Source organism: Vagococcus sp. 211 (genome assembly GCF_056322705.1).
Map to the genome: position 1 here is coordinate 930343 of NZ_CM150475.1, position 11505 is coordinate 941847.

The following is an 11505-nucleotide window of genomic DNA, read 5'->3' on the forward strand; positions in this document are numbered from 1 at the left end:
CATGGATGAAACAAAGAAAAATTCCTATGCGTAAATGCGTTGTTTCAAATGAAATGAAACCTAAAAAAGATATGTTACGTGTTGTACGTTCTAAAGAAGGCGTTGTTTCTATTGACCCGACAGGAAAACTACCAGGTAGAGGGGCGTACCTTTCTATTGAACCTGAAGTTGTCCAAAAAAGTTGGAACAAACAAATATTAGACAAAGTCTTAGAATGCAAACTTGATGATGCATTTTATCAAGAATTATTAGACTTTGTGACCCATCAAAAAGCAAGAAGAGAGCTATTCGGTCATGAATAATGAACAACGATTTTTAAATTTATTAGGCATTGCAATGCGAGCTGGTAAACTAATTTCAGGTGAAGAAACAACGCTTAATAGCGTGAGAAGTAATAAAGTGAATTTAGTAATAGTAGCAAGCGACGTGAGTCAAAACACAGAGAAAAAAATGAGAGACAAGTGTGGCTCTTATGAGACACCAATCATTGTAGCATTTAATAAAATGGAATTAAGTCATGCAATTGGTAAAAGCCGAGCAATCATAGGGGTTTGTGACGCTGGATTCTCTCGAAAGTTGAGTGACTTAATGAAAGAGTAGGACGGTGATGACATGAGTAAGAAGAGAGTTTATGAACTAGCCAAGGAACTAGACGTGCCAAGTAAAGATTTAGTTGAAAAAGCACAAAAATTGGGAATTGATGTGAAAAATCACATGAGTACATTATCTGAAGACAATGTCAAACAAATCAAAGGTGTGGAGACCAAACCCAATACATCTCATCAAAAAGATACGAAACAAACACCCCAGCATTCTGCCCAAAAAGCAGAAAATAAGGCAAACAGTAAGGATAATCATGTGAATAAACAACAATCAAACCAACCAAAAGCAGCTCCAGCTAAAGGAGCAACGTCTAACCAAGGACAAAAACCAGCAGGAAATCAAGCCGCTGGACAAAACAAACCAGGTGGACAACAAAAACGCAATAACTTTAACCCGAATAATCCAAACAACCGTTATAAAAAAAATAACCGTCGTGGTAAGAAAAAACATCAACCAACGAACAAACCAGCTGTACCACCACGTAAATTTAAAGAGCTACCAGAAGTCTTAGTTTATACTGAAGGTATGAACGTTGCGGATATTTCTAAAAAAATCTACCGTGAACCAGCAGAAATTATCAAAAAGTTATTTATGTTAGGTGTAATGGTTAATCAAAACCAAGCCTTAGATAAAGATACTATTGAAATTTTAGCAGCTGACTATGGTATTTCTGCTGAAGAAAAAATTCAAGAAGATGTAGCTGATATTGATAAATTCTTCGAAGTAGAAGTAGAAGATCCAGATGCATTAGTAACAAGACCACCTGTTGTAACGATTATGGGACACGTTGACCATGGTAAAACAACATTATTAGATACATTGCGTCATACAAAAGTATCTTTAGGTGAAGCTGGGGGAATTACACAACATATTGGTGCTTACCAAATTGATGTGGATAATAAACCTATTACATTCTTAGATACACCTGGACATGCGGCCTTTACAAGCATGCGTGCACGTGGTGCAAGTATCACGGATATCACTATCTTAGTGGTAGCAGCAGACGATGGTGTTATGCCTCAAACCGTTGAAGCGATTAACCATGCTAAAGCAGCTGAAGTTCCAATTATCGTAGCAGTGAATAAAATTGATAAACCAACAGCTAACCCAGATCGCGTTATGCAAGAATTAAGTGAACATGGATTAGTTCCTGAAGCTTGGGGTGGAGATACTATCTTCGTACCAATCTCAGCTAAATTTGGTGAAAACATTGAAGAATTATTGGAAATGATTTTACTTGTTTCTGAAGTAGAAGACTTAAAAGCTAATCCAGATCAACAAGCTATCGGTACTGTTATTGAAGCACGTTTAGATAAGAGTAAAGGACCTATTGTTACTTTGTTAGTTCAAAATGGAACATTACGCGTTGGAGACCCAATCGTTGTAGGTAATACTCATGGACGTGTTCGTGTGATGACAAATGATATCGGTCGTCGTGATAAAGAAGCTGGACCAGCAGCGCCAGTAGAGATTACAGGTCTGAACGACGTGCCTCAAGCAGGAGATCGTTTTGTAACCTTTAAAGATGAAAAAACAGCACGTGTTGCTGGTGAAGAACGTGCTAAGCGTGCGTTATTAGAGCAACGTTCTGTCAGCAGCCGTGTGACATTAGATAACTTATTTGAAAGCTTGAAAGACGGCGAAATGAAAGAAGTTAATGTTATCATTAAAGCTGACGTTCAAGGTTCTGCAGAAGCTTTAGCAGCAAGTTTAAATAAAATTGATGTTGAAGGTGTTCGTGTTAAAATCGTCCATTCAGCAGTTGGTGCGATTAACGAAAGTGACATTACATTAGCTTCAGCAAGTAACGCTATCGTGGTAGGATTTAACGTTCGTCCAACAACTCAAGCAAGAACACAAGCGGAAGAAGAACAAGTAGACATTCGTTTACACCGTATTATCTACAAAGTAATCGAAGAAATTGAAACAGCAATGAAAGGGATGCTTGACCCTGAATTTGTTGAGAAAATTACAGGTCAAATGATTGTTCGTGAAACAATTACTGTTTCTAAAGTAGGGACTATTGCTGGTTGTTACGTAACAGAAGGCTTCATTCGTCGTGATAGTGGTGTTCGTTTGATTCGTGATGGTATTGTTATCCATGATGGTACACTAGCGAGTCTAAAACGCTTCAAAGATGATGCCAAAGAAGTTAAATTAGGCTTTGAGTGTGGAGCAACAATTGAAAACTACAATGATGTTAAGATTGATGACGTTATTGAAGGGTTCATTATGGAAGAAGTAAAACGTAAATAATCGTTTTTAGGAGGCGGAATCATGGCTAATTATCGTGATAGACGTGTTGCCCAAGAAATCTTAAGAGAAGTAAATGATATCTTGAAAAAGAAAGTACGTGATCCTCGCGTAGCATTAGTGAATATTACTGAAGTTAACGTTACTGGTGATCTACAACAAGCTACTATTTACTACAGTCTTTTATCAGATAAAGCATCTGATAAAGAAAAAGCTCAAACAGGTTTAGATAAAGCATCAGGTCTGATTCGAAAAGAGTTAGGTAGTCGCTTAAGTATTTATAAGACGCCAGAAATTATCTTTGAGCGTGATAGCTCAGTAGAATATGGTAGTCATATTGATCAACTACTCAACAAATTAAATAGAGATTAATCAAAAAACAGATAAATTCAATGGAATTTATCTGTTTTTTTGTCTATTTCTTACATGTTTAGATAGTATTTAGTAAGTCTTTAATATTCTGAGCGTTGCTTTCAGTGGGAAAATCATTAATTAATAAACACATGTGTTCTTTTGCAACTGTTGCGGAATTTGTCACAAGGATATTAAAGGCTTCTATGTTTGTCTCTGAAAGTTGGTTTTTAGAAATGCATGTAAAGTCACTTTTAGCGCTTGGTGCTAAATGTAAATGAGCTGCTACGGTTTTAGCCATGAAGCGAGCGTGTTTTTCAGAATGATTGCTGATGATTAAGACTTGCTTATTTAATCGTGTATTAATTAGTTCTGGAAAATTAATCATCAACTGATACGTAATAAAACTAATATGAGGAACGAAATCCACATAGGTTAATTTACTGAGTTGTTGCGTCATTTTTAAAACATTGTGATACAAGGAAGGATTGATGAGTTTTGTTTCTTCTGCAAAAAAATCAAACCTACTATAGAAAAAATGCAAAGGAATATGATAGACTTTATCATTAAAATAAATATCTTCGATAAAGGATGAAATGACTTTTAATTCATGATCATAATTAAAGATACGCATTTTTTGTAACCAACATTCTAATAACTCTTCTATTTTAAAAGCAATGTTGTAATCGGATTTGATGGCTGATGTTTTGGCTCTCTGCCCTAAAATAGCGCCTTCAATATTAGGGATAGCAGCTACTTCAGACACATTAAATAATTGCTTAAACTCGGTTAACTCATTTTTATCAGGTGCAGCATAATGAATAGGAATGATGGCATTTTCTAATAAGAAGCCTTCTTTAGCACGCAAGATAGAAACAAAATAAAAAACCATCCCATAATATAGGTGCAGCTCCGTTATTGTTAATTTTGCATGTTTAAATAAGCGTGTGACCCGGCCACGTAACCAAGCAGTTTGTTCACCGGTCATGAAACCAAGGTTATTATAGCCACAGATATCAACAAAAAAAATAGTTGTAAATCGGCGTATATGTAGTTCGTCTTCAGAGTATAAAAAATAAGAAGACATATTGCGTTCAATGGATATGTTGTATTTAGATAGGGCTGCATTTATTTTTGGGATGTATCGGTATAAGGTGGAACGGCTGACGTGTAAACGATCAGCGTAGTCGTTGAGTGTTTCGTAAGGATAAAACATAAGAACACGTAAAAATTTGATAGGGATGGAGTCTAGTAGTATTTGAGATTGTATCTTGATAAACGTACTAACGGATATATTCGTTGCTTTGATACCTAAACTATAAGAAGTTTGGATATCAACAATGTCTCCCCAGGAGTCTTTAATGAATTTTAAATCATCATTGACTGTTTTCTCGGATACACCTAAGCTATCTGAAATATTCTTTGGTGTTACCCATTCCTTCTCTTGAAGGAGTATTTTTAAAATATTGATTAATCGTTGGGAAGAAACGTCTAGAGTATGTATCATATTACATCGCTTCTTTCTTATATTAATAGTTTTATAAATTATACGTAATTTAATATATACTATAAAAAAAACAAAGTAAACATCAGTTGTAATAATTACGCTTTATAAAAATGATGATAAATAAAAAGAGGGTTTATTGGTGTTGTTATATCCCTTTTTTGTTCCTGAAGTTAAAAAAATAAGACTATAAACACCAAAAATGAATTAAATGATGGATATAGTCTTTATTTGCATATCGATGTGTAATCACACGTGTTATTTAATTGTTGAAAGCAACTTTTTGTTCTAAGTACTGTTGTAACTTTTCGATTAGGATACAAATAACCCAGTAAATCAATGCGACTAAAACATACATCGTCATGAAATCAAATTCTCGACCACCAACAATCTTTGCCCGTTGAAAAATATCAGGTACGGTAATCATGGCTGCAAGAGAGGAGCCTTTAATGATATCCATAGCGACATTGGATAGGGATGGAATAGCAATTCTAAGAGATTGTGGCAGAATAATATGGAACATGGTTCCTGTAAATGACCAACCTAATGCTTTTGCTGCTTCCCATTGTCCAGAATCAACGCCTTTGATTGCTCCTCGGTAAATCTCAGAGAGAAAGGCGCTACTTGTCATACTAAAGCAAATAATTGCTGCGGTTACTGGGGGCAACTGAATGGGCATCCCGAAGTAGAGTAAAAACAACAGTACAATAGCAGGAGTACCTCTTAAAAAAGAGACATACAGTCGGAGTAAGTGTTTGATAATAGGAACCTCTTTTATTTGAATGACTGCTATGACCAATCCGATGATATTGCCAATAATAAAAGCACTGAGACTAATGATTAAAGTATAAGGTAGACCTTTCAATATGTAAGGAATCGACTCTATAAGTAAAGAAAGATTGATACTTGGTATATAAGTCATAGTTATTTATCTTCTAATTTAATTTCAGTGTCTACTTTAACATCTGGTTCAACGGATACATCTGTCCCAAAGTAAGTATTAGAGATAGAAGCAATTGTGCCATCTTTTTTCATTTCTTCCAGTACTTTATTCACTTCTTCTAGTGTTTTTTTGTTTGATTTCTTGAATAAAAAGCCACTATGTTCTGCGTTAAAATAAACGCCTTCTAAAATCTTAACAGGAATATCAGGCATAGCATTGATCGACATTTTTTGTAAATAGTAATCATTTAAAATCACGTCAGTTCGTCCATTAGCAACATCTGTTAGGTATTGATCATTCGTCGCATTATCGTAACTTACTAATTCCGCTCCGTATTGTTCCGCAATTTGCATGTAGTTTGTGACAGCTTCACCTGCAGATTTTTTTCCTTTTAAATCTTCGATCTTTTCGATACCAGAGTTATCACTTTTGCGAACGATCATACTACCAAATGAGTATTTCAAAGGTACTGATAAAGCAAATGAGTCCGCTCTTTTTTCGTTTAAAGTGAAGTCACTTGCCGCAAAATCAACGGTTTCATTTTGGACAGAAGCTAACATACCATCTACGTTTAGTTCTTTATATTTTACTTCTTTTCCCATCCGTTTGGCCATTTCATTGATGATATCAACATCGTAACCAGTTAGTTCATTTTTATCGTTGTGGTATGATGCTGGGAAAAGCGTTCCAGGTGTTGCAACGACCAATACTCTGCTTTCTTTTGTTTCAACTTTTTCTTTCCCGCAGGCTACGCCTGTAAATAATACGGCCATAAGAATGGCGCTAGCTAATAATTTTCTTTTCATTAATGTTCCTCCTAGTTGTCAAATCTCATTGATTATAAATGACAGATGTTACAAATTAAAAGTTTTCGAGAAAGTTAAAGGCAAACATCACAAAGAAAAGATAGCGAAACTCAACAATATCAATCAAAAATTTTAAAAAGTCTAAATAAATGAGAACAATTTTGTATTTATTATGTCTTCTCCTTTTTATTTTTTGTCAATCTTATCTATGCTATAATATATGAATGATTAGATATAGATGGGGGATTTAAAAGATGGAAGGAATCATTCCGTTATGGAAGCCAAGAGGTCTGACGAGCCATGATTGCGTCTTTAAATTAAGAAAAATATTACACACTAAAAAAGTGGGGCATAGTGGGACTCTTGATCCAGATGTGGATGGTGTGTTACCTATTTGTGTAGGAAAAGCAACGAAGGTGGTCGAGTACTTACAAGATTCTCGTAAAGTGTACGAAGGTGAAATGGTATTAGGCTTTTCCACAGAAACAGAAGATGCTAGTGGAGAAGTTGTGGCCATTTCTCCCGTTAAAGAAGCAATCACAGAAGAAGAAATTGATGCTATGATGGCCTCTTTTATTGGAGAAATCACACAAATACCTCCGATGTATTCAGCGGTTAAAGTGAATGGTCGTAGATTGTATGATTACGCAAGAGCAGGAGAAACCGTGGAAAGACCGATACGTAAAGCGGATATCTATGATTTTGTCAGAACATCGACACCTGTATATGATGAAGAAACACAGACACAACGTTGGCGATTCAGAGTAGATTGTGGCAAGGGAACGTATGTGAGAACCTTAGCTGTGGATACAGGGAAACAATTAGGCTTTGAAGCCCATATGTCTGAATTAACTCGCACGGAAAGTGGCGGTTTTACATCAAAAGAGGCGATTACGTTGGAACAAGTAGCAGAATGGATGGAAAAAGAACAGCAAGAGGCTTTTTTATACCCATTAGAGCGTGGTATTTCGATGTTTCAAACGTACGACTTAACTGAGGATGAATACAGCATCATTCGAAACGGTCCCGTCTTAGCTATTGATTACTTTAAAACCCTAAGCTTTGATGAGCCTGTTGCTTTGTTTTTTAATCAAAAGATTGTTAGTATTTATGGTGTACATCCGACTAAAAGTGGCAACATTAAACCAATGAAAGTATTCCGAAACGATTAAAGGAGATTTTAACTATGAACGTTATTCATATACATCACCCCTATGAGGTAGAACAAATACCTAAAGACGAAGTAGCTTTAGTTTTAGGTTTTTTTGATGGTGTGCATCGAGGGCATCAAAAAGTAATTTTAACAGCGAAAGAAGAAGCCGATAAACGTGGCTTGAAATTAGCTGTTATGACGTTTAACCATCATCCATCTGTGGTCTTCCAAAAGATTGACCACACTAAGATGAAGTACATAACAACGGTTGAGCAAAAAGAGCAGCGTATGGCTAAGTTAGGAGTAGACTTTTTATATGTGGTGGAGTTTACTTCTTCTTTTGCGAGCCTAACACCTCAAGCCTTTGTGGACCAATATATTGTAGGTCTAAATGCCAAAGTAGCAGTGGCAGGCTTTGATTATACTTACGGTAAAGCAGATGTTGCCAATATGGAGAATTTACCTAAGTATGGACAAGACCGATTCCAAGTTATTGAAGTACCAAAGCAAACAGAAGAAGCCTTGAAAATTAGCTCCACAAATATTAGAGAAATGATGGGGTCTGGAAAAATGGAAGAGGCTAATCATTTCTTAGGTTATACTTATGAAGTCTCCGGTGTCGTGGTTCATGGTGATAAGCGAGGACGCACACTGGGATATCCTACAGCTAATATTAAAATTGACCAACAGTCTCTTTTACCTAAAAAAGGGGTCTATGCTGTTAAATTACTTGTGGATAATACCTGGCATTATGGTATGGCTCAAATTGGCCATAATATTACATTTGAAAGTAATCGTCCAATGACCATCGAAGTTAATATTCTAGATTTTGATCAAGATATTTATGGCGAGTACGTTACTGTCCAATGGTGTCATTATTTAAGAGATGAGTTAAAATTTACTGGAATAGAAGGGTTAATTACTCAGCTTGATTTAGATGAAGTGGAAACGAGAGAGTATTTTAACAAATAAGGAGGAGCCATATGACATCAGCATACATACATATCCCTTTTTGTGAGCATATTTGTTTTTATTGTGATTTTAACAAAGTGTTTATAGAGGGACAGCCTGTTGACGAATACATTCAAGCATTAATTAAAGAAATTCAGTTAACAACCAAAAAATATCCTGCTGAAAAGATGGATACTTTGTATATTGGTGGTGGTACCCCAACGTCGTTATCGGCGGAACAACTAGATGTCTTATTGGCAGGGATTAGAGAGAACCTTCCTTTTGATGACCACAATGAATTTACAGTGGAAGCTAACCCAGGAGATTTAACCTTGGATAAACTAAATGTTTTAAAAAATTACGGGGTTAACCGAGTCTCTATGGGCGTTCAGTCTTTTGATGACCGTTTATTGAAGAAAATAGGGCGTAAACACACAGCCCAAGATGTATTTGACACAATGAAGATTTTTGAAAAAGCTCAGTTTGATAATATTAGTATTGATTTGATTTTTGCTCTACCTAATCAAACAATGGAAAGTTTTGATGACACACTGGACAAAGCTTTGGCCTTAGATCTGCCTCATTATTCACTGTATTCATTAATTTTAGAAAATAAAACCATGTTTTATAATTGGGCCAGACAAGGCCGATTGCATTTACCTGGTATTGATGTTGAAGGGGATATGTTTGAGCGTGCCATTGAACGAATGACAGCTGCGGGTAAAATTCAATACGAAGTAAGTAACTTTGCTGAACCAGGTAAAGAAAGTAAACATAATATTGTTTATTGGAATAATGAGCATTATTATGGTCTAGGTGCAGGAGCAAGTGGTTATTTAGGGAATATTCGGTATAAAAACCACGGTCCTATTCAACATTACTTAGAGCCATTAAGGAAAAATGAATTGCCTACTATTAAGATAGAAGAATTAACAGTTGAGAATCAAATGGAAGAAGAAATGTTTTTAGGGTTGCGTAAAATGGAAGGTATCTCTATTTCTCATTTTGAAGAAAAATTCAATCGAGGATTTGATCAAGTGTATGGTCAGATTGTGACGGAGTTAATTCAAGAACAGATGTTAAAACGTCAATCTGACCGTTTAATGTTAACGGATAAAGGATTGATTTTAGGTAATAACGTGTTTGAGCGTTTTTTAATAGAGAAGTAAAAACAAGAGAGAACAAGGGTTTTCTCTTGTTTTTTCGTTATTTTTAGCACTCTTGAACGAAGACTGCTAAAAAAGTGAGGCTTTTGGTTGACAAAGAATTCTATTCTTGATATATTAATACATGTAGTTAGCACTTGATTTAAACGAGTGCTAAAGAAAAAGGTGATGAAGGTGTTAAGTGAAAGACAAATTGAGATATTTAGCTTACTCGTTAAGTTATATACTGACACAGGTCTTCCAGTTGGCTCAGCAACCTTAAAAAATCAGGGAATTAATGCAAGTTCAGCAACCATTCGAAACGATTTATCTAAGTTGGAAGAACTTGGTTTGATTGAAAAAATGCATTCATCCTCTGGTCGTATTCCGTCAGCTAAGGGATACAGGTATTATGTTGATCATTTGATGAAACCTGACAAAGTTTCTAGCAACGAGTTACATCAAATACGTCAGTCTCTAGACAGACGTTATAATGCGACCAATGAGATTATAGAAGTCTCAGCAAAAATTCTATCCGAATTAACTAGTTATACTGCTTTTTCTTTAGGACCAGAGGTGAAGGAACGGAAATTAACCGGTTTTAGAATTGTTCCGCTAAATAACAGTCAGCTGATGGCTATTATTATAACGGATCAAGGTTACGTAGAGAGCCAAGTGTTTTCGATTCCAGAGAGTATTACCTCAGAGGATATTGAGAAGATGACACGGATTATCAACGACCGATTGGTGGGAGAGAATTTATTAACCGTGTATCATAAACTTAGAACTGAGATACCACTCGTCCTTCAGAAGTATTTTAATAATTCGGCTAATGTTTTATACTTGTTTGAAGAAGTATTCAATCAAGCTTTTGATGATCAGATTTATGTGAGCGGTGGAATGAATTTATTAAATTCTGATGTTGTTACTAACGTGAGTGAATTTAAGTCAGTGTATTCTTTATTGAGTGACACTGAAAAACTAACACAGCTCTTGTTGCCAGATCATTCGGGCATTGGTATTAGAATTGGAGACGAATTGAATCATGAGTTGTTAGAAAATATGAGCCTGATGACGGCCACATATGAGATAGCAGATCATGGTAAAGGTTTAATTGCCTTACTAGGTCCAACGAGTATGTCCTATTCAAGGGTGCAGGGATTACTTAATGTGTTTACAGAAGAGTTATCAGGACATCTGAATTTGTACTACCGAGGATTGAATCATTAATGAAGAGAGGGGTCTTGTGACGTGAAAGATATGGATAAAGAGTTAAATGAAGAATCTGTCGTTGTTGAAGAAGAGACAATCGAAGAAACAACGGAAGAAGCAGTAGCAGAACCAACTGAAGTAGAGCGCTTAACGAGTGAGTTGAGTGACATGGAGGACAAGTTCCTTCGTGCTCAAGCTGAGATTGCGAACATGCGCAATCGTAACAAAAAAGAGCGTGAGGATGCTTCGAAATATCGTGCCCAAGATCTAGCCAAAGAATTATTGGCTCCATTAGATAACTTAGATCGTGCCCTACAAATTGAAACAACAGATGAGCATGGTGAAAGCATGAAAAAAGGAATCGAAATGGTTCGTGAAAGCATGATTCACGCATTGAAACAAGCTGGTATTGTTGAGATTGAATCAATGGGTAATCAATTTGATCCCAATTTACATCAAGCTGTTCAAACAGTCCCTCAAGAAGAAGGACAACAATCAGATGAAATCGTACAAGTGTTACAAAAAGGATACATTTTACATGACCGTATTCTTAGACCAGCAATGGTTGTCGTAGCACAATAAAA

11 protein-coding genes and 2 pseudogenes are annotated in these 11505 nt (G+C 35.9%); 10 read left to right on the plus strand and 3 right to left on the minus strand.

What is annotated here, in order from left to right:
- The first annotated feature begins 5 nt into the window (after positions 1-5).
- The 5 genes and pseudogenes from rnpM to rbfA all read left to right on the plus strand — a co-directional run bounded on the left by rnpM (position 6) and on the right by rbfA (position 3228).
- A complete protein-coding gene (rnpM, locus tag ACVWM0_RS04615) occupies positions 6-302 on the plus strand; it encodes an RNase P modulator RnpM (protein ID WP_476473457.1) in 297 nt (98 codons plus the stop codon).
- Positions 295-600 (plus strand): YlxQ-related RNA-binding protein, encoded by a 306-nt coding sequence (locus ACVWM0_RS04620; protein WP_476473458.1) that lies wholly within the window; start codon positions 295-297, stop codon positions 598-600. The genes rnpM and ACVWM0_RS04620 overlap by 8 nt, the downstream gene beginning before the upstream one ends.
- Before the next feature lie 12 nt (positions 601-612).
- A pseudogene (locus ACVWM0_RS04625) lies at positions 613-721 on the plus strand (translation initiation factor IF-2 N-terminal domain-containing protein); the annotation flags it as partial.
- A gap of 194 nt (positions 722-915) precedes the next feature.
- A pseudogene (gene infB / locus ACVWM0_RS04630) lies at positions 916-2859 on the plus strand (translation initiation factor IF-2); the annotation flags it as partial.
- Positions 2860-2880: 21 nt separating this feature from the next.
- Entirely contained in the window at positions 2881-3228 is a 348-nt protein-coding gene (gene rbfA, locus ACVWM0_RS04635) for a 30S ribosome-binding factor RbfA (RefSeq protein ID WP_476473459.1), read from the plus strand.
- A 58-nt stretch (positions 3229-3286) separates the two neighbouring features.
- Here rbfA and ACVWM0_RS04640 read toward each other — a convergent pair whose 3' ends face one another.
- From ACVWM0_RS04640 to ACVWM0_RS04650, 3 genes are all read right to left on the minus strand, one after another.
- Positions 3287-4714, minus strand: coding sequence for an HTH domain-containing protein (locus ACVWM0_RS04640; RefSeq protein WP_476473460.1), 1428 nt, complete (start codon positions 4712-4714; stop codon positions 3287-3289).
- 259 nt (positions 4715-4973) lie between these two features.
- Complete coding sequence (locus tag ACVWM0_RS04645) at positions 4974-5633, minus strand: amino acid ABC transporter permease (RefSeq protein ID WP_476473461.1); 660 nt, start codon at positions 5631-5633, stop codon at positions 4974-4976.
- Between the two features lie 2 nt (positions 5634-5635).
- A complete protein-coding gene (locus tag ACVWM0_RS04650; protein WP_476473462.1) occupies positions 5636-6460 on the minus strand; it encodes a transporter substrate-binding domain-containing protein in 825 nt (274 codons plus the stop codon).
- 254 nt (positions 6461-6714) lie between these two features.
- Between ACVWM0_RS04650 and truB the strand changes: the two genes are divergently transcribed.
- The 5 genes from truB to grpE all read left to right on the plus strand — a co-directional run bounded on the left by truB (position 6715) and on the right by grpE (position 11503).
- Positions 6715-7632 (plus strand): tRNA pseudouridine(55) synthase TruB, encoded by a 918-nt coding sequence (gene truB / locus ACVWM0_RS04655; RefSeq protein ID WP_476473463.1) that lies wholly within the window; start codon positions 6715-6717, stop codon positions 7630-7632.
- Between the two features lie 14 nt (positions 7633-7646).
- The gene (gene ribF / locus ACVWM0_RS04660; protein ID WP_476473464.1) at positions 7647-8585 is read left to right on the plus strand and encodes a riboflavin biosynthesis protein RibF; all 939 of its coding nucleotides are present in this window, start codon (positions 7647-7649) and stop codon (positions 8583-8585) included.
- 11 nt (positions 8586-8596) lie between these two features.
- Positions 8597-9733, plus strand: a complete 1137-nt coding sequence (gene hemW, locus ACVWM0_RS04665; RefSeq protein ID WP_476473465.1) for a radical SAM family heme chaperone HemW — start codon at positions 8597-8599, stop codon at positions 9731-9733.
- Positions 9734-9904: 171 nt separating this feature from the next.
- Entirely contained in the window at positions 9905-10939 is a 1035-nt protein-coding gene (hrcA, locus tag ACVWM0_RS04670; protein ID WP_476473661.1) for a heat-inducible transcriptional repressor HrcA, read from the plus strand.
- A 30-nt stretch (positions 10940-10969) separates the two neighbouring features.
- Positions 10970-11503 (plus strand): nucleotide exchange factor GrpE, encoded by a 534-nt coding sequence (grpE, locus tag ACVWM0_RS04675; protein WP_476473662.1) that lies wholly within the window; start codon positions 10970-10972, stop codon positions 11501-11503.
- Positions 11504-11505: the final 2 nt, after the last annotated feature.

Bases quoted from the DNA above. Each gene is read 5' to 3' on its own strand.
- rnpM (WP_476473457.1), top strand. From the start codon at position 6: ATGAAACAAAGAAAAATTCCTATGCGTAAATGCGTTGTTTCAAATGAA.
- ACVWM0_RS04620 (WP_476473458.1), top strand. From the start codon at position 295: ATGAATAATGAACAACGATTTTTAAATTTATTAGGCATTGCAATGCGA.
- rbfA (WP_476473459.1), top strand. From the start codon at position 2,881: ATGGCTAATTATCGTGATAGACGTGTTGCCCAAGAAATCTTAAGAGAA.
- ACVWM0_RS04640 (WP_476473460.1), bottom strand. From the start codon at position 4,714: ATGATACATACTCTAGACGTTTCTTCCCAACGATTAATCAATATTTTA.
- ACVWM0_RS04645 (WP_476473461.1), bottom strand. From the start codon at position 5,633: ATGACTTATATACCAAGTATCAATCTTTCTTTACTTATAGAGTCGATT.
- ACVWM0_RS04650 (WP_476473462.1), bottom strand. From the start codon at position 6,460: ATGAAAAGAAAATTATTAGCTAGCGCCATTCTTATGGCCGTATTATTT.
- truB (WP_476473463.1), top strand. From the start codon at position 6,715: ATGGAAGGAATCATTCCGTTATGGAAGCCAAGAGGTCTGACGAGCCAT.
- ribF (WP_476473464.1), top strand. From the start codon at position 7,647: ATGAACGTTATTCATATACATCACCCCTATGAGGTAGAACAAATACCT.
- hemW (WP_476473465.1), top strand. From the start codon at position 8,597: ATGACATCAGCATACATACATATCCCTTTTTGTGAGCATATTTGTTTT.
- grpE (WP_476473662.1), top strand. From the start codon at position 10,970: ATGGATAAAGAGTTAAATGAAGAATCTGTCGTTGTTGAAGAAGAGACA.